The organism is Gluconacetobacter brunescens (genome assembly GCF_048695475.1).
Taxonomy (GTDB): domain Bacteria; phylum Pseudomonadota; class Alphaproteobacteria; order Acetobacterales; family Acetobacteraceae; genus Gluconacetobacter.
Genome location: NZ_JBLHEN010000001.1, coordinates 2483643 through 2502100, shown reverse-complemented (window position 1 = coordinate 2502100; position 18458 = coordinate 2483643). Strand labels below are relative to the sequence as shown.

Genomic DNA, 18458 nt, shown 5'->3' with positions numbered 1-18458 from the left:
ATATGGAGAGGCTGATGCCCAATCAGGCGGCCGCGTCGGTGCGGGCGGCGGAAGAGCGGGCGTGGCCGTTCGCGCACTGGGTGCTGGATGACGTTCTGCCGCCGCCGGCCCGTGCCGCGCTGCTGGCGTGGGACCCCGGGGCGGACGCCCATGGCGGCGATACCGGCGGCCGGCGCGATGCCCGCAACGGCCGGCGCGTCTTCGTCACACCCGAGACGCGCCGCGCGCCGGGGCTGGATCTGCTGGCCCGCATGTTCGATGCGCCGGAGGCCCGCGATGCCATTTCCGCGCGGTGCGGGGCCCGGCTGGCCGGCTGCGCCCTGCGGCTGGAACTGTGCCTCGACACCGATGGATTCTGGCTGGAGCCGCATACCGATATCGGGGCGAAGACGCTGACGCTGCTGGTCTCGCTTTCCACCGATGCGGGGACGGCGGACTGGGGCACCGACCTGATGACGGCGGATGGCCGGCCGGTGGCGCGGGCCAGCGGCGCGTTCAATTCCGGCCTGATGTTCGTGCCCGGCGAGGAGAGCTGGCATGGGTTCGTGCGCCGGCCGATCGAGGGCCTGCGCCGGTCGCTGATCGTCAATTTCGTCTCGCCTGAATGGCGCGCGCTCGGGGAGCTGGCATTCGGCCCCGCGCGCTGATTTGCCGCCGCTTTTGCGTTCCGGCCCCGTTCGGTTCTAGGAAGGCATAAATCTTCCACCCGGGCCGTGGCGTTCATGGCGCAGCAACTGCATGACGAGGCGAGAAAGGCGATGACCGAAAACGCGCGCGAGACAATGGAATTCGATATTGTCGTTGTCGGTGGCGGGCCGTCCGGTCTGGCGGCGGCGATCCGGCTGCGGCAGCTCGTGCCGCAGGCGACGGTTTGCCTGATCGAGAAGGGCAGCGAGATCGGCGCCCATATCCTCTCCGGCGCGGTGATCGAACCGCGCGCGCTGGACGAACTGTTGCCCGACTGGCGCGAAACCGGCGCGCCGCTGAATACGCCGGTGACGGAAGAGGCGATGCTCTTCCTGACCGAAAGCCGTGGCTACACCGTGCCGATGCTGGACCGGGTGATGCCGCACATGCGCAACCACGGCAATTACATCGTCAGCCTCGGCGATGTCTGCCGCTGGCTGGCCGGGCGGGCCGAGGAACTGGGGGTGGAGATCTATCCCGGTTTCGCCGGCGCGGACGTGCTGGTCGAGGACGGGCGCGTGGTGGGCGTGGTGACCGGCGACATGGGCATCGGCCGCGATGGCGAGCCCGGCCCCAACTACGCGCCGGGGATGGAACTGCGCGCGAAATATACCCTGTTCGCCGAAGGGTGCCGGGGGTCGCTGACCAAGCGGCTGATGGCGATGTACAATCTGCGCAAGGGCGTGGACCCGCAGACCTACGGCCTGGGCATCAAGGAATTGTGGGAGGTTCCGGCCGAGCAGCATCGCCCCGGCCTGGTGCAGCACAGTTTCGGCTGGCCGCTGGACGACCGGACCTATGGCGGCGCCTGGATGTATCATTTCGGCGAGAACCTGGTCTCGTACGGCTTCGTGGTCGGGCTGGATTATCCCAATACCTGGCTCTCGCCGTTCGACGAGATGCAGCGCCTGAAGCTGCATCCGTCCTTCCGGGCCACGTTCGAGGGCGGGCGCCGCATCGCCTATGGCGCGCGGGCGCTGTCGGAGGGGGGCATCCAGTCGATTCCGCGCCTGACCTTCCCCGGTGGCGCGCTGATCGGCGATACGGCGGGCTTCCTGAACGTGCCCAAGATCAAGGGCACGCATACCGCGATGAAATCGGGGATGCTGGCGGCCGAGGCGGTGGCCGAGGCGATGGAGGGCGGCCGGGCCGAGCCGACATCCTACACCGCCCGGGTCCGCCAGTCCTGGCTGTGGGAGGAACTGCGCGGCGTCCGCAACATCCGCCCCGCCTTCGCGCGGTTCGGCATGAAGGGCGGCGCGCTCTATTCGGGCATCGACGCCATGCTGCTGCGTGGTCGCGCGCCGTGGACGCTGCATCATCGCCATGCGGACAACGAGGTTCTGGAATCCGCCAGCGCGTCGCCGCAGATCGCCTATCCGAAGCCGGACGGCAAGATCACGTTCGACAAGCTGTCTTCGGTCTTTCTCTCCGCCACCAATCATGAGGAAGACCAGCCGGTCCATCTGAAGCTGCGCAACGAGGCACTGTGGAAGACGGTAAACTGGGATGTGTTCCGCGCGCCCGAAAGCCGGTATTGCCCGGCCGGGGTCTATGAGGCCGTGGATGTCGAGACCGCGCCGCGCCTGCAGATCAACGCCCAGAACTGCGTGCATTGCAAGACGTGCGACATCAAGGACCCGGCGCAGAACATCGACTGGTGCACGCCCGAGGGCGCCGGCGGGCCGAACTATCCCGGCGGGATGTGATTTTTTGGTGAAATGCGCTATTGGGGGCGCCCTCCCTGGGGTGAGTGCTCCCTATTCCGGCTGACAGACAGGCGAAGAGGTCCATGAAGGTTCTTGTTCCCGTAAAGCGCGTGATCGATTTCAACATCAAGCCGCGCGTGAAGGCGGACGGCACGGGTGTCGAGACCGCTGGCGTGAAGATGTCGATGAACCCCTTCGACGAGATCGCGGTCGAGGAAGCCGTGCGCCTGAAGGAAAAGGGCATCGCGACCGAAGTGGTGGCGGTGTCGGTCGGCGTGCAGCAGGCGCAGGACACGCTGCGCACCGCAATGGCAATGGGGGCGGATCGGGCGATCCTGGTCCTGACCGACGTGGCGGTGGAACCGCTGGGCGTCGCCAAGATCCTCAAGGCGCTGGTGGCCAAGGAGAGCCCCGACCTGGTGCTGCTGGGCAAGCAGGCGATCGACGACGACATGAACGCCACCGGCCAGATGCTGGCCGGTCTGCTGGGCTGGGCCCAGGGCACGTTCGCCAGCAAGATCGAGATCGCGGGTGGCAAGGCCACCGTCACGCGCGAGATCGATGGCGGGCTGGAGACGCTGACGCTGGCGCTGCCGGCCATCGTGACCGCTGACCTGCGGCTGAACGAGCCGCGTTATGCCTCGCTGCCCAACATCATGAAGGCGCGCAAGAAGCCGCTGGAGACGATCGCGCCCGCCGATCTGGGTGTGGATGTGACGCCGCGCCTGACCATCGTCTCGGTGGCCGAGCCGCCGGCGCGCCAGCAAGGCATCAAGGTCGAATCCGCCGCCGATCTGGTGGCCCGTCTGCGCAACGAAGCGAAGGTGATCTGATCATGGCCGTACTCGTTTTCCTGGATCATGAGTCCGGTGTCATCCGCCAGGCGTCGCGGTCTGCCGTGACGGCGGCGCGGGCGCTGGGCGAGGTGCATGCGCTGGTGACGGGCGACGCGGCCGTGGCCGACGCCGCCGCGCGGATCGACGGCGTGGCCAAGGTGCTGCGCGCGGCCGGTGCCGCCGCCGCCCATGAGCTCGCCGAGCCGCTGGCGGCGGTGATCGCCGATCTCGCCCCCGGCTACAGCCATATCGTCGCGGCCTCCGGTGCCAGCGGCAAGAACGTGCTGCCGCGTGCCGCCGCCCTGCTGGACGTGCAGCCGATCCCCGACGTGGTGTCGATCGTCGATGCCGACACCTTCGTGCGCCCGATCTATGCCGGCAGCGCGCTGGCGATGGTGAAGTCGTCGGATGCGAAGAAGGTGCTGACGGTGCGTGCGTCCTCTTTCGATCCCGCGCCGGCCGAGGGTGGCGCCGCCCCGATCGAGCAGGTGACGGTGCCGGAAGGGCCGGCGCTTTCGGAATTCGTCTCGATCGCGCTGTCGAAGTCCGAGCGCCCCGAGCTGGAATCGGCGCGGGTGATCGTCTCGGGTGGCCGGGGCATGCAGAACGAAGAGAACTTCAAGCTGCTGAACCCGCTGGCCGACCGGCTGGGGGCGGCCATCGGCGCCTCGCGCGCCGCCGTCGATGCCGGGTTCGTGCCCAACGACTACCAGGTGGGGCAGACCGGCAAGATCGTGGCGCCGGAGCTGTATATCGCCGTCGGTATTTCCGGCGCGATCCAGCATCTGGCCGGGATGAAGGACAGCAAGGTCATCGTCGCGATCAACAAGGACCCCGAGGCCCCGATCTTCCAGGTGGCGGATTACGGGCTGGTCGGGGATCTGTTCGAAATCCTGCCGCAGGTCGAGGCGGCGCTGGACAAGGCGGGCTGAGGGGAAGGTCGGGCTCTGCCCGAACCCGCAAGGGGCCAGTCGGCCCCTTGACCCCGATTCGTCAAGAGGTGGTTTGCAAAGTCGGCCTGCCGAGCGAGAGTGTCGTGCAGCGGCACGCCCGGCGTGTATTTTTGAGCATCGGAGCGGAGCGGCCTTGATGGCCGTGAGCACCGAAGCGCAGGAAATGCGCGTCGGATCGCCGGCAGGGTGACTTTGCAAGCCGCCTCTTAGTCTTCGCCCAGGACCGTGCGGGCACGGCGAACGACCGTTTCATACTCGTCCTGGGTCAGGTAGCCCTCATGCAGCATCGCGCTGGCACGCGCCAGCGCGTCGCGGGCATGGGCGGCGTCGGGGATCGGGTAGCGGCGGCCGGGGAGCGCGAAGGCGTCGTCCGGCAGGGCGTTGCGTTCTTCTTCGGTCAGTCGGGACATGGGGTGGTCCTTTCTTTAAGGGCCTTCTTTTTCTGAAGAAAAAGAAGCAAAAAGACTTTTATTCGTTTTAGGACGTTCGTGTAGGGGAGAGTTTTCTTCCCTGTGTGAAGAACAAATATTCAAAAGTTTTTTGGTTCTTTTTTTCAAAAAAGAACAGAAGATCAAACCCGCGCGGCGTCTTCGGCGATCTGTTCCTCCTCGTCCAGTTCATTCAGTTCGGCCATTGCGCTCTTGGCGGTCCGGCCCGGCAGTTCGGTGGCCAGGCCGGGGATGATCCGTCCGGGCTTGAGGTTGCGCACCACCGAGAAGGCGGTCAGCACGGCCCAGGTGCCGAAGACGACGCTGCCCAGCACCTGCCCGACCTGCACGCCGCACGGGCCGAACCGCATGCCGATCCAGACGAACGGAATGGTGCCCAGCGTCGCCCGCCCCCAGTTGAACAGCGTCGAATAGAGCGGGAAGCCCAGATTGTTGAAGGCCGTGTTGGCGACGAACAGCATGCCGATGAACAGGTAGCCGCCGACGGTCCAGGTGCAGAACAGGCGGATCAGGTCCGCCGTGGTGCCCTGGGCGGCGAAGGCCTGCACCACCAGGTTCTGCGCCGGCAGCAGGATCGCCCAGGTCAGCGCGACGCAGATGGCCACCAGCTTCAGCGCGGCCACCAGCGTCTGGCGTACCCGGTCCAGTTGGCCCGCGCCCTGGTTCTGCGACATGATCGGACCCACCGAGCCGGTCAGCGCGAAGACGAAGGCGAAGGCGACGGGAACGATCCGGTCGATGGTCGCCTGCCCGGCCACCGCCGCCAGGCCGAACGTGGCCATGGCGTGGGTGACGAACAGGCCGCCGATCGGGGTGGCAAGATTGGTCAGGATCGCCGGCATCGCCACCCCGCCGACCAGCTTGGCGTCATGCAGGATGTAGCGGCTGGAGGGCATGGCCAGCAGGTCGTGCCGCCGCACCGCCAGATAGCCCAGGATGGCCACCAGTCCGCGCGACAGGATGGTGCTGATGGCGGCCCCCGCCAGGCCCAGATGCAGCCAGAAGATCAGCAGCGGGTCGAGCATGGCCGAGGCCAGTGCCCCGATCAGGGTGACGTTCATGGATTGTCTGGCGTCGCCGACCGCGCGCAGCAGGCTGGAGCAGCCCATGCCCGCCGCGACAAGCCACAAGGCGGGAGAGACGATGCGGATATACTGGCCGGCCTGTTCCGCCACCCGCCCCGTCGCGCCGAACAGATGCAGGATCGGCGTGGAGAAGAGGGCCGTCGCCAGCCCCAGGGCGACCATGACCGCCGTCATGACCAGCAGGAAGGACGAGGCGATGCGGCGCGCCCGGTCGTGCCGGCCGGCGCCGATCTGGCGGGCAGTGACGGCGCCCAGGCCGATCGACATGCCGATCGAGACCGCGATCTGGACATAGCCGACCGCGCCGGTAAAGCCGATCGCGGCCGTCAGCGCCGGGTCGTTGAGGCGCGAGATATAGAACAGGTTCAGCAGATCGACGGCGAACACGGCCATCAGCCCGATCGCCCCGGTCCCGGCCATGACGACGACGTGGCGCATGATGTCGCCGGAGCAGAAACGGGCGGGACGGCAGGCCTTCATCGGGCTGCGTCCTTGCTCGCCCCGGCTGCGCGTCTGGCCGCGCCCCTGGTGCCGCGTGCGGCCCCGGCTGAGGGTCCTGGGATCATTGCCCCGATGATAGCCTCTTTCCCGCCACGGGAAAGCCCGATCGTGCATGTATCCCCGGTGTCGTGGCCGTCAGCGGCACATGGCTGGGGCCGGCGGCAACGGCGATGCGGCGGTCAGGGCCGGGCCGGTTCGATGGCCGACAGTCCGGCCAGGAAGATGCGCACCCAGCGGCGGATATTGGCCTCGATCTCCTCCCGCGTCACCAGATCGCGCGAATGGAACAGCTCGCCCAGGATCAGCTTGCCCACCGTCATGTTGAACAGGCCGATGCCCAGGTCCTCGGCGTCGTCGATGGGCAGGGTGCCGGCCGCCTGCTGGCGCAGCAGCCATTCCTCGACCTGGTTGCAGTTGCCGCAGAGTTCGATGCTCTGCATGATGCGGCGGATCTCGGCGGAATCGCGGATCTCGCCGACGATGGCGCGGACCAGGCACATCCGCTCGGGCGCCAGAACCCGCATCGCGATCGCCATCAGGATATGGACCAGCTCGGCCTCGGGCGTCAGGTTGGCCGGGCAGTGGACCGGCTGGTATTTGATGTCGAACAGCCGCTCGCTGATCAGGGTACGGAACAGATCCTCCTTGGAGGAAAACATCTGGTAGATGGTCTTCTTGGACATGCCCGATAGCTGCGCCAGCTTGTCCATCGAGGCGTTGTGATAGCCGTGATCGTCCAGGACCTGGCAGGCGGCGTTCAGGATCAGTTCCCGCCGTTCGCCACCCTCCAGCACGGGCGGCCGGCCCGGGCATCGCTTCTCCGGGCACAGCGCCTCGGCCTCGCGGGAGTGGGACAGCACAAGATCCGACGTCGTCGCCCCGGTAGCGGGCATTTCGGCAATTCCTTTCTTTCAGGATGGCTCTGTCTGGGTGGCCCCTGTCGGGGAGGCCCCTGTCTGGGTGACCTCCTGTTTTGGTGACCATTGACCGGAGTTTAGAAACGAAATAGTTTCCGATCAAGAAAACCACTCGGTTTCCATATGCCGGCGTTGCATGGGACGGTTTCGCGGGGCCTTGGCCGTCGCGATTCCGCTTCCCGGCCAGGCCGGCGACCCATGTTTCCGCAGGGCTCCATCACACAATGACGTACCCCCGTCCCCATCGCGCCGTCCTTCTTGCCGCCTGTGCGTCCCTGGCGCTGGCCGGATGCAAGCGCCAGGCGGCGCCTCCCGCCCCTCCCCCGCAGCAGGTCGGCGTGCTGACCCTGCGCGCGGCGCCGTTCAGCGTCACCACCGACCTGCCGGGCCGGACCGAGGCGATCGAGATCGCCCAGGTTCGCCCGCAGGTGAACGGCGTGATCCAGAAGCGCCTGTTCGTGGAGGGCTCCGACGTTACGGCTGGCCAGCAGCTCTACCAGATCGATCCGTCGGCCTATCAGGCGACCTATGACGGGGCCAAGGCGCAACTTCTGCACGCGCAGGCGGCGAAGGTGACCGCCCAGGCGAAGCTGGACCGCTACGGACCGCTGGTGCGTGCCCATGCCGTCAGCCGGCAGGATTACGACGATGCCGTGGCCGCCGCGCGCGAGGCCGATGCCGACATCGCGCAGGCGCGTGCCAATGTGGAAAGTGCCTCGGTCAACCTGAACTACACCCGCGTGCTCTCGCCGATTTCCGGCCGGATCGGCCGGTCGCTGATGACGGTCGGCGCGCTGGCCACGGTGGGGCAGAGCTCCAACCTGTCCATCGTCACCCGGCTGGACCCGATCTATGTGGACGTCAATCTGCCGGCGACAAGGCTGCTGGAACTGCGGCGCGAGCTGGAGCAGGGGCGGTTGCAGCGCGCGGGCCAGGATGCCGCCACCGTCACCCTGACGCTGGAGGATGGCAGCACCTACGAGCAGCCGGGCCGGCTGGAATTCTCGGAAGTGAACGTGGACGAGACGACGGCGACCGTGGTGGTCCGCGCGGTGATGCCGAACGCGGCGCACATGCTGCTGCCCGGCATGTATGTCCATGCCAAGCTTGAAGAGGGTGTCGATCCGTCCGCGCTGCGCGTGCCGCAGGAAGCGGTCACCCGCAATTCGCACGGCGATCCGACGGTGATGGTGGTGAGCGCGGACAACAAGGTTGCCATTCGCGGCATCACGACTGGCCCCGCCGTCGGAAGCGACTGGATCGTGACGGCCGGGCTGAAGGCGGGGGAGCGGATCGTGGTCAGCGGCCTGCAGAAAATCCACCCTGGCGATACCGTTTCTCCCACCGAGGCGGCCGCCCAGCCCGCCCAGCAGGGCAAGGCGGGATAAGAACCCATGTCACGCTTCTTCATTGACCGGCCCATCTTCGCATGGGTCATCGGGCTGGTGATCATGCTGGTGGGAGCGGTTTCGATCTTCCGCCTGCCGATCGCCCAGTATCCCTCCATCGCGCCGCCGCAGATCGCGATTACCGTGACCTATCCGGGTGCCTCGGCCGAGACGGTGAACAACACCGTGGTCCGGCCGATCCTGCAGCAGATGTACGGCCTGGATCATCTGGAATATGTCTCGGCGCAGTCCTACGCCAGCGGACAGATGGAAATCGACCTGACGTTCGAGCAGGGGACCAACCCCGACATCGCGCAGGTTCAGGTGCAGAACAAGCTCCAGCTTGCCCAGCCGCGCCTGCCGACCGAAGTGACGGCCCAGGGCCTGACCGTGACCAAGGCCGTGAAGAACTTCATGCTCGTGGTGGGCTTTATTTCCACCGATGGCAGCATGACCGGGCCTGATATCGCGGACTATGTGGCATCGAACGTTTCCGATCCGCTCAGCCGGGTTTCGGGGGTGGGCGACCACACGCTGTTCGGCGCCGAATACGCCATGCGGATCTGGCTGGACCCCGGCAAGCTGTTCAAATACGGGATGACGATCAGCGACGTGCAGACGGCGCTGCAGGACCAGAACATCCAGATTTCCTCGGGTGAGATCGGCGGTCTGCCGGCCAAGCCGGGGGCGCGGCTGGATGCCACCATCATCGGGCCGACCCGGCTGACGTCGCCCGAGGAGTTCGGCAATATCCTGCTGCGTGTGGCGCAGGGCGGTTCGCAGGTGCGGATCCGCGACGTCGCGCGGGTGGAGCTTGGGCCGCAGAGCTACAACATCACGTCGTTCTATAACAACCAGCCGAATGTCGGCATGGCGCTGAAGCTGGCGCCGGGTGCCAACCAGCTGACGACCGAAGCGGCGGTGCGGGCCGAGATCTCGCAGCTTGAGAAGTTCTTCCCGCCTGGGCTGAAGGTCGTCTATCCGCTCGATACCGAGCCTTTCATCGTGCTGTCGATCAAGGAAGTCGTCATCACGCTGGCAGAGGCAATCGTTCTCGTCTTCGTGGTCATGCTGATCTTCCTGCAGAATTTCCGGGCCACGCTGATCCCGACCATCGCGGTGCCGGTGGTGCTGCTGGGTACGTTCGGTATCCTTGCCGCGCTGGGATTCTCGATCAACACGCTGACCATGCTGGCCATGGTGCTGGCGGTGGGCCTGCTGGTCGATGACGCCATCGTCGTGGTCGAGAACGTCGAGCGCGTGATGTCGGAAAAGAAGCTCTCGCCGAAGGAAGCCGCGCGCGTCTCCATGGACGAGATCTCGGGCGCGCTGGTCGGCATCGTGCTGGTGCTGACGGCGGTGTTCCTGCCGATGGCGGCCTTCGGCGGCTCGACCGGCGTGATCTATCGCCAGTTCTCCATCACCATTGTTGCCGCGATGTGGCTGTCGGTGCTGGTGGCGATGATCATGACGCCCGCCTTGTGCGCCACGATGCTCAAGCCCGGCACGCATGAGAAGACCACGGGTCTGGCCGGGTGGTTCAACCGCAGCTTCGCCCGTGTCAACAAGGGTTATCAGTCCGGTGTGCGCTGGATGCTGGGACGCAGCGTGGTGTCGCTGATCCTGTATGCGCTGCTGACCGGACTGGTGGTGTTCCTGTTTGCCCGCCTGCCCCAGGGCTTCCTGCCCGACGAGGACCAGGGGCTGATCTTCGGCCAGGTGACGATGCCGCCGGGTGCGACCAAGGAGCAGACGGCAGCCGTCAACCGCAAGATCACCGATTACATTCTGAAGACCGAAGGCGACAATGTGGTGTCGGTCTTCGCGATGAACGGCTTTAACTTCGCCGGTCAGGGCCAGAATGCCGGAGCGTTCTTCATCCGGTTGAAGGATTGGGATGTGCGGCCGAATGCGTCGCAGAGTTCGTCGGCGATTGCCATGCGGGTCATGATGCATTTCTGGGGCGACCCTGAAGCGCAGATCTTCGCCATCAATCCGCCGGCGGTGCTGGAACTGGGCAATGCGACGGGCTTCGACTTGGAACTGGAGGATCGCGGGCATCTGGGGCATGAAAAGCTGCTGGCCGCGCGCAATCAGATCCTGATGGCTGCGGCCCGGGACCCGCGCCTGATGGCCGTGCGTCCCAACGGCCTGGAAGACGCCCCGCAATACAAGCTGGATATCGATCGCGAGAAGGCGAATGCGCTGGGTGTGACCAATGCCGAGATCAATACGACGATCGAAGGCGCGCTGGGGTCGATCTACGTCAACCAGTTCATGCGCAGCGACCGCGTGAAGCAGGTCTATATTCAGGGCGAGCCTGACGGGCGCATGCTGCCCGAGGATCTGGGCAAGTGGTACCTGCGGAATGTGGGGAACACGCTGGTGCCGTTCAACGCGATCGCATCGGGGCACTGGATTGTCGGCCCGCAGAAGGTGGAAGATTACAACGGCCTGAACTCCTACGAGATTCTCGGCCAGCCTTCGGCGGGTTACAGCACCGGCACGGCCATGGTGGCGATCCAGGAGGCGCTGGCCAAGCTGCCGCCCGGCATCGGTTATGAATGGACCGGCCTGTCGTACGAACAGATGGCGTCGGGGGGCTCGACCGGTCCGCTCTATGCGCTGGCCGGGACGGTGATCCTGCTCTGCCTGGCGGCGCTGTACGAAAGCTGGGCGGTGCCCTTTGCGGTGATGCTGGTCATTCCGCTGGGGGTGCTGGGGGCGTTGACGTTCACGCTGTGGCGGGGCCTGGCCAATGACGTCTATTTCCAGGTGGGGCTGCTGACCACGGTGGGGCTGGCGGTGAAGAACGCGATCCTGATCGTGGAATTCGCCAAGGCCTTCTTCGAAGCCGGCGACAGCCTGCTGGATTCGGTCGTCAAGGCCGGCCGCGAGCGGCTGCGGCCGATCCTGATGACGTCGATCGCCTTCGTCTGCGGCGTGTTTCCGCTGGCGATCGCGACCGGTGCCGGGTCGGGCGCGCGCGTTGCGATCGGCACCGCCGTGGTGGGCGGCATGCTGTCGGCCACCCTGCTGGCCATCTATTTCGTGCCGTTGTTCTTCGTGCTGGTGCTGCGGCTGTTCCGGGTTCGCCGGGTGAAGGACCGTGTGGACCCGCATGCCGATCTATCCCGTCCCGCCGGGCCGTCCGGTCAGGAGAGCTGAGTTCATGAACGGGTTTCTTTCACCGCGCCGCGCCGGGCTGATGGTCCTGGCGGCGCTGTCGGGATGCACGATGATTCCCGACTACAAGCGGCCGGCCCTGCCGGTCGCCTCTACCTGGCCGCAGGGGCCGGCCTACCATGCCGGTGCCTCCGGGCAGATCGGCACGGCGGCGTCGGATCTGGGCTGGCGCGAATTCTTCGTCGACCAGCGGCTCCAGGCGCTGATCGCGCTGGCGGTGCGGGACAATCGCGATCTGCGATCGGCGGCCTATGCCGTGGTACAGGCGCAGGGCCAGTACCGGGTGCAGCATGCCTCGCTCTTTCCGCAGATCGGATCGACCGGGCAGGCGATCTACCAGGCGCCTTCGGGCAATGCGGGTCTGAGCTTCGCGCCAGGGTTGCAGCAGGGGCGGAGTGGCCAGCCTTATGCCGATGGCCATGTCTTCAAATTCTATCAGGCGGGTATCGGCTTCTCGTCCTACGAGATCGACTTGTTCGGCCGTATCCGCAGCCTGTCGCGCGAGGCGGCGGATCAGGTTCTCAGCCAGGCCGCCAGCGAGCGCAGCCTGCTGATCAGTGTGATCTCGCAGGTGGCGACGACCTATGTGGCCTGGCTGGCCGACACCGAGCAACTGAAGGTGACCGAGCAGACGCTGGCATCGCAGAAGGAGACGCTGCGCCTGACCCAGGCCGGCTTCGATAACGGCGAGGCCAACCAGTTGACCCTGCGCCAGGTCGAGACGCAGGTGGAGCAGGCGGCGGCCAATTACGCCCAGTACCAGCGCCAGGTGGCGCAGGACGAAAACGAACTGGTGCTGCTGGTCGGGGCGCCGCTGCCCGCGAACCTGCCGGCCCCGGCGCCGTTCGGACAGCAGACGATCCTGGCCGACTTGCCGGCCGGTCTGCCGTCCGACCTGCTGGACCGGCGGCCGGATATCCAGTCCGCCGAATTCTCGCTGCTGTCGGCCAATGACGATATCGGCGCGGCGCGGGCCGCCTTCTTCCCGCGCCTGACCCTGACGGCGTCGGACGGGGTATCCAGCCTGCAGTTCCGCAACCTGTTCACCCAGGGGGCCACGACGTTCGGGGTCAATCCGCAGATCCAGATCCCGCTGCTGACCTGGGGCCAGAACGAGGGCACGCTCCAGGCTTCCAAGGCCCTGCGCAACCAGCGCATGGCGGCGTATGAAAAGGCGATCCAGACGGCGTTCCATGAGGTTTCGGACGCGCTGACCGCGCGGGCGACCTATCTGGACCAGTCGCGCCAGCTCGATGCACTGGTGGCGTCCTCGGCCGATGCCTACCGGCTGGCGCGGATGCGCTTCGACGCCGGGGTGGATTCCTACCTGAACACGCTGGATGCGCAGCGCACGCTCTATGGCGCGCAGCAGAGCCGGATCTCGGTGCATGAGGCGCGCTACCAGAACCTGATCACCGTCTATCGCGCCCTGGGCGGCGGGTGGACGGAACGGAGCGTGCCGCCAGGCCGGGTTGCCGTGGCGGCGACGCAGAAAGGCTGAAGGTCTGGTATCGGCCGGATGTGTGGGGCGGGTTCTTCGGAACCCGCCTTTTTTTGTTCTGCACGAAAATTTAGCACCTCCATGAAATAACATTGAATGGAACGTGATCGTTTATTGTGCGTTGCGATGTATTGTGCAGTGCAACAAAATCATAAAACAGCATTTATTTGCATATTTCGTTTGACCAGTAGAAAAAAACACGTCATTAAAGCTTCATCAGAGTGAGAAGACCGGAACGGCCCACTCTTATGAATAAGAAACCCGTGGCGATACGATCGCGGGACTTACAAACGGGGGATCGAACCCTCGGACTGACCTTAAAAAAGGTGCATCTTTCACGATGCACCTTTTTTTATTGGCCTGGCTGCGATATGCGCGGTTCCTTCGTTTGTGAGGACAGGCCCGGATTGAAACAGATCTCCCACGACCCAAGGCTGGTTATTGTCGTCATCATGGTCACGGTCGCCATGGGGGCGCTGGATGCTGTTTCGCTGACCCATCTGAAGGTCTTTACCGGTTACATGACGGCGACCGTCATCCTGATCGCGGTGCATCTGACGTCGGGGGAATCCGTGGCCGGGCCGGGCGTGATGGCGATTTCCGCCTATCTGGCCGGGGCGGCGCTGGGCGGCCGGCTGGTCCGGCGATCTCATTCGCGGCGGCGGACGGTGGCGGATCTGCTGATGGGGGTGGGGGCGCTCGTACTGGTGGCGGCCCTGATCTGGTGGCTGGACGCGGCTTGGCGGTACTATGCCACGCTGGTCGTCCTGGCGGTTGCCATGGGGTTGCAGACATCCGCGACCCGTCACGCCCAGGTTACGGACCTGACCTTGCCGGCTGCCACCATGCTGCTGCACGGGCTGATGCATGACAGCCGGCTGGCCGGCGGGCCGGCGAAAGGGGCCTGGCGGCGGGTGGCCGCGATCCTGGCCCTGTTCGGCGGGGCGGTGCTGGGAGCGCTGATGTCCAGCGTGTCGGTGCCGGTCGCGATCGGGCTGGTGGGGTTGCTGATCGGCACCGCCGGGGGGCTGCTGTATGTGGGCGACCATCCGCTGCTGGAACGGCTGGAAATGCTCGGTCCGTCATGAAGGTCAGGGCGCTGCCCTGAAACCCGGCAGGGGCCGGCGGCCCCCGCACCCCGATTTGTTAATGGAATTGTTTCCAAAGGCGACGCCTTTGGCGGGGTCAAGGGGCAGAGCCCCTTGGATATTTACGGCACCTTGGCAACCCGCAACGTATTGGTGCTGCCCGCCACGCCGAAGGGCAGGCCCGCCGCGATCACGATCCGGTCCCCCGAGCGGGCCAGGCCGCTGGCGACGGCGGCGTCGATCGCCTGGTCGACCACGTTCTCTACCGTATGCACCGGCGTTTCCTGCCCGACCGACTGGGCCGTGACGCCCCATACGACGCACAGGCGGCGTGCGATCTCGTCGGTGGGCGTGAGGCCGATGATCGGGCAGGAGGGCCGCTCGCGCGAGATGCGCAGGGCGGTTGCGCCCGCCAGGGTGAAGGCGACGATGGCGCGCGCGTCGACGGTGGTGGCGATCTGGCCCGATGCGGCGGCGATGGCGTCGGCGACGAAGCCTTCGGGCGCCGGGCAACTGGCCTGCATCATCGACTGCCAGACCGCGTCTTCCTCGACCCGGCTGACGATGCGGCTCATGATGCCGACCGCCTCCAGCGGGAACTGCCCGGCCGCCGTTTCGGCCGAGAGCATGACGGCATCCGCGCCGTCGAACACGGCGGTGGCCACGTCCGACGCCTCGGCGCGGGTGGGGGTGGGGGCGCTGATCATGCTTTCCAGCATCTGGGTCGCCACCACCACCGGCTTGCCGAGCTGGCGGCACAGGCGGATGATGTGTTTCTGCGCCAGCGGCACGGCCTCGGGTGGCAGTTCGACGCCCAGATCGCCGCGCGCGACCATCACCGCGTCGGACAGGCGGACGATCTCGTCCAGATTGTCCATCGCCTGCGGTTTTTCGATCTTGGTCATGATCCAGGCGCGGCCGCCGGCGATGGCGCGGGCTTCCTTGACGTCTTCAGGGCGCTGGACGAAGGAGAGGCCGATATAATCCACCCCGAGATCGAGGGCGAAATCGAGGTCGCTGCGATCCTTTTCGGTCAGGGCGGGGATCGGCAGCACGATGTCGGGGACGTTCACGCCCTTGCGGTCGGACAGCACGCCGCCGACGGCGACGACGGTATCCAGGTGATCCACGCCCACTTCGCGCACCACCAGGCGCAGCTTGCCGTCATCGAGCAGCAGGTTGCTGCCGACGGTGGCGGCGTGGATGATCTCGGGATGGGGCAGGCGCACCCGCCGCTCGGTGCCGGGGGTGTCGTCGAGATCGAGGCGGAAGAAGGCGCCCGTCTGCAACGTGACCTTGCCCTGCTCGAACGTGCCGACGCGCAGCTTGGGGCCCTGGACATCGGCCAGGATGCCGATCGGCCGCCCCAGCTCGGCCTCGACCGCGCGGATGATCTCGTAGCGGGCGGCGTGGTCGGCATGCGTGCCGTGCGAGAAATTCAGGCGGAACACGTCGGCCCCGGCCTCGGCCAGCGCGCGGATGATTTCGCGCGTGGAGGAGGCCGGCCCCAGGGTGGACACGATCTTGGTGCGCCGGGGGCGTAAGGCTGTAGCGGAAGACATGGGCGTTTTCTCCTTCTGGATTCTGTCCGCAACCCGTTCGCTGTCCTGCTCCCGGCGGGCGCCGTCGTCCTTGCCCGCCGGGTTGTTCAGGACGGTTGAATGGTCTCCTGCGGCAGCAGGCCCCAGACCGCCTTGCGGTCCAGCCAGCCTGAATAATGTTGCACGCTGACGCGACACCATGTCGTGCCGGCGGCGCAGGTACGCAGAACGCCGACCGTTCCGGGTTTCAGCACCGCGACCAGGGCTGAGCCGGCATCCGGGGTCGAGCGCAGCATGACCGCTCCGGGAATGGAGGCGGCTGCGGCGGGATCGGCCAGTCGTGCGACTTCACGACTATCGAAATGGCCGGCCGGCGGATTGGTTGCCTGCCCCGCACCTGGCGGGGTGGCGACGGGCGCCCCGGCTGTCGCGGGCGTGGACGGTGCCGGAGGGGCTGCCGGAGCCGGATCGACCGGTGGCAGGCCGGGGATGACGAAGCTGCGCGTGCCCACCAGCGTTGCCTGGTGCACCCAGCCTTTCTGGCCGTCGGAATCCTCGACCAGGCGCCAGACGTCGAATTCGCGCTCGATTTTCACCGGCAGGTCGCGGCGGTGATAGACCCACTCGATCGGATAACGCTGGCCGGGCCCCGAGCGCATGTTCACCTCGTCGGCGCGCAGGGCCGCGAAGCGCGGCAGCGGCAGGCCGGTGACCGAGCCCTTGTCGGTCGGGGCCGGCGGTTCGGCTGGCATTGCCGCCGGCGGAATGGCGACGGCTGTTCCGCCCGCCGGTGCGGGTGTCGTCGCTGCTGCCATCCCCGCCGCGGCGGCCGCTGCGGCGACGGCCGCCGCGTGGCGGGAGTGCGCTGCATGGGACGCGGTCGCGGCATGGTGATGGAACGTGGCGTCGGCGTGCGCCGTGGCCGGATGGCCGTGATGGGGCGTTGTGGCCGCGCCGGAGGCCGTTGCCGGATGATGCCGCTTATGATGTGCCGTGGCGGCCGCCTTGGTGCCGGTCGTGGCCTTGGCGGCGTGATGATGATGATGGTGGCCGGTCCTGGATGGCTCCGGCGTGGCCGCTGTCGCATCGTTAGATATGAGCGGGGCCAGTAGCGTCGCGCAGAGCATCCAGCCGGCGCATCCGCGCGGGGTGACGCGACGCGGGATGGGGGGGAGGGCAAGTAAGGAAGTGGGCATCATGGCTGCATCCCTGCCAAGGCCCGCGTCGCACGGCAAGGGGATTTGCGGCCCTGGATGCATTGCGCGATCCGCCGCCCCGTCACAGGCTGATGACCTGCCGCCCGCGCGCGGCATCGAGAAAGGCGGGAACGCCGGCCACCGTTACGCCCGGCAGCAGGGCGTCGGCGTCCAGGCCGGTGAGGCGCAGGCCGGATTCACAGGCCATCAGCGTGCCGTCCAGTGCCTGGACGGCTTCGCGCAGGACGTCGAAGCCGGCGACCCCGCTGGCCTGGGCCGCGCTGTCCGCGCCGGCATCGCGCAGCCCCTGCCAGTCCCGCGCCAGGGCATGGACCCCGTGGCCGGCGGCGAAGATCAGCACCGGCCGGTCCACGGCCAGCGCCCCGGCGGCCAGGACCAGGGCGTAATGCGCGCGCTCGAAACCGCCATCGAGCAGCAGGATCGCCAGCCCTTCGCGCGGGGGGTCAGTCGGCATGGATGGCGCAGGCTCCGGCTGGTACCTGTCCGGCCGCATGGGCCGACAGGTCGTGGATGGTGGGGTGGGTGCCGCAGAGCGGGCAGTCGGGATCGGGGGAGAGGCGGATGGTGTGGAAGCGCGCCGCCAGGGCGTCCCATACCAGCAGCCGGCCGGCGAGGCTCTCGCCGATATCCAGGATCTCCTTCAGGGCCTCGGTGGCCTGCAAGGTGCCCATGACCCCGGTGACCGCGCCGAAAACCCCGGCCTCGGCGCAGGACGGCACCGCGCCGTCACCCGGCGGCGCGGGATAGAGGCAGCGATAGCATGGGCCGCCGCGATGTGGCCGGAAGGTCGAGAGCTGCCCCTCGAAGCGCAGCACGGCGGCCGAGACCAGGGTACGCCGTTCCAGCGCGCAGGCATCGGCGACCAGGTAGCGGGTGCGGAAATTGTCGCTGCCGTCGCACACCAGGTCGTAGCCGCCGACCAGCGCGCGGGCATTGCCGGTGTCCAGCCGCGTCGCGTGGGTGTCGATGTGGACCAGCGGATTAACCGCGCGCATCGCCTCGGCCGCCGACTCGACCTTGCGGCGACCGATCCGGTCGGTGGTGTGGGCGATCTGGCGCTGGAGGTTCGATAGGTCCACCATGTCGTCATCGACCAGTCCGATCCGGCCGACGCCGGCCGCCGCCAGATACAGGCCGAGCGGCGAGCCCAGGCCCCCGGCGCCGACGATCAGCACGCTGGCGGCGCGCAGCGCGGCCTGCCCCGTGCCGCCGATCTCCGGCAGCAGGATATGCCGGGCATAGCGCTGGATTTCGGTCTCGGAAAAATCAGGAATCATGCGTCCTGCCTTGTCTCGGGCCTTTATGCGCCCCGCATGCAGGCTGCGGAATATGGCGTTTGGCCTGACTTTTTATAACAATTTGTATCAAACGGCATGAAACGCATGCATGGCGGATATGTT

At 66.9% G+C, this 18458-nt stretch carries 15 protein-coding genes; 8 read left to right on the top strand and 7 right to left on the bottom strand.

Annotated elements, in window-relative coordinates; genetic code table 11:
• Positions 1-14 precede the first annotated feature (14 nt).
• The 4 genes from ACMAUO_RS11100 (at position 15) to ACMAUO_RS11085 (ending at position 4164) form a co-directional block, all read left to right on the top strand.
• Positions 15-647, top strand: coding sequence for a 2OG-Fe(II) oxygenase (locus ACMAUO_RS11100; RefSeq protein WP_420356937.1), 633 nt, complete (start codon positions 15-17; stop codon positions 645-647).
• 111 nt (positions 648-758) lie between these two features.
• On the top strand, positions 759-2396 hold the full coding sequence (locus ACMAUO_RS11095) for an electron transfer flavoprotein-ubiquinone oxidoreductase (RefSeq protein WP_420357272.1): 1638 nt from the start codon (positions 759-761) through the stop codon (positions 2394-2396).
• Positions 2397-2479: 83 nt separating this feature from the next.
• Positions 2480-3229, top strand: coding sequence for an electron transfer flavoprotein subunit beta/FixA family protein (locus tag ACMAUO_RS11090; RefSeq protein ID WP_420356936.1), 750 nt, complete (start codon positions 2480-2482; stop codon positions 3227-3229).
• Between the two features lie 2 nt (positions 3230-3231).
• The gene (locus ACMAUO_RS11085; protein ID WP_420356935.1) at positions 3232-4164 is read left to right on the top strand and encodes an electron transfer flavoprotein subunit alpha/FixB family protein; all 933 of its coding nucleotides are present in this window, start codon (positions 3232-3234) and stop codon (positions 4162-4164) included.
• A 227-nt stretch (positions 4165-4391) separates the two neighbouring features.
• Here the strand turns inward: ACMAUO_RS11085 and ACMAUO_RS11080 are convergent, their stop codons facing one another.
• The 3 genes from ACMAUO_RS11080 to ACMAUO_RS11070 all read right to left on the bottom strand — a co-directional run bounded on the left by ACMAUO_RS11080 (position 4392) and on the right by ACMAUO_RS11070 (position 7113).
• Positions 4392-4595 carry a hypothetical protein gene (locus ACMAUO_RS11080; RefSeq protein ID WP_420356934.1) on the bottom strand — a complete coding sequence of 68 codons (204 nt, stop codon included), beginning with the start codon at positions 4593-4595 and terminating at the stop codon, positions 4392-4394.
• A 161-nt stretch (positions 4596-4756) separates the two neighbouring features.
• On the bottom strand, positions 4757-6199 hold the full coding sequence (locus ACMAUO_RS11075) for an MATE family efflux transporter (protein WP_420356933.1): 1443 nt from the start codon (positions 6197-6199) through the stop codon (positions 4757-4759).
• A gap of 200 nt (positions 6200-6399) precedes the next feature.
• Complete coding sequence (locus ACMAUO_RS11070; RefSeq protein ID WP_420356932.1) at positions 6400-7113, bottom strand: TetR/AcrR family transcriptional regulator; 714 nt, start codon at positions 7111-7113, stop codon at positions 6400-6402.
• 248 nt (positions 7114-7361) lie between these two features.
• On the opposite strand from ACMAUO_RS11070, the gene ACMAUO_RS11065 reads away from it, so the two are divergent.
• The 4 genes from ACMAUO_RS11065 to ACMAUO_RS11050 all read left to right on the top strand — a co-directional run bounded on the left by ACMAUO_RS11065 (position 7362) and on the right by ACMAUO_RS11050 (position 14300).
• A complete protein-coding gene (locus ACMAUO_RS11065) occupies positions 7362-8525 on the top strand; it encodes an efflux RND transporter periplasmic adaptor subunit (protein ID WP_420356931.1) in 1164 nt (387 codons plus the stop codon).
• A gap of 6 nt (positions 8526-8531) precedes the next feature.
• On the top strand, positions 8532-11693 hold the full coding sequence (locus tag ACMAUO_RS11060) for an efflux RND transporter permease subunit (RefSeq protein ID WP_420356930.1): 3162 nt from the start codon (positions 8532-8534) through the stop codon (positions 11691-11693).
• A gap of 4 nt (positions 11694-11697) precedes the next feature.
• A complete protein-coding gene (locus tag ACMAUO_RS11055) occupies positions 11698-13212 on the top strand; it encodes an efflux transporter outer membrane subunit (RefSeq protein ID WP_420356929.1) in 1515 nt (504 codons plus the stop codon).
• Positions 13213-13619: 407 nt separating this feature from the next.
• Entirely contained in the window at positions 13620-14300 is a 681-nt protein-coding gene (locus tag ACMAUO_RS11050) for a YoaK family protein (RefSeq protein WP_420356928.1), read from the top strand.
• Between the two features lie 122 nt (positions 14301-14422).
• Here ACMAUO_RS11050 and pyk read toward each other — a convergent pair whose 3' ends face one another.
• The 4 genes from pyk to ACMAUO_RS11030 form a co-directional block, all read right to left on the bottom strand.
• Positions 14423-15862 (bottom strand): pyruvate kinase, encoded by a 1440-nt coding sequence (gene pyk / locus ACMAUO_RS11045; RefSeq protein ID WP_420356927.1) that lies wholly within the window; start codon positions 15860-15862, stop codon positions 14423-14425.
• An 86-nt stretch (positions 15863-15948) separates the two neighbouring features.
• Entirely contained in the window at positions 15949-16968 is a 1020-nt protein-coding gene (locus ACMAUO_RS11040) for an SH3 domain-containing protein (protein WP_420357271.1), read from the bottom strand.
• A 151-nt stretch (positions 16969-17119) separates the two neighbouring features.
• On the bottom strand, positions 17120-17512 hold the full coding sequence (locus tag ACMAUO_RS11035; protein WP_420356926.1) for a hypothetical protein: 393 nt from the start codon (positions 17510-17512) through the stop codon (positions 17120-17122).
• Positions 17502-18335, bottom strand: coding sequence for a HesA/MoeB/ThiF family protein (locus ACMAUO_RS11030; RefSeq protein ID WP_420356925.1), 834 nt, complete (start codon positions 18333-18335; stop codon positions 17502-17504). Before ACMAUO_RS11030 ends, ACMAUO_RS11035 begins: the two co-directional genes overlap by 11 nt.
• Positions 18336-18458: the final 123 nt, after the last annotated feature.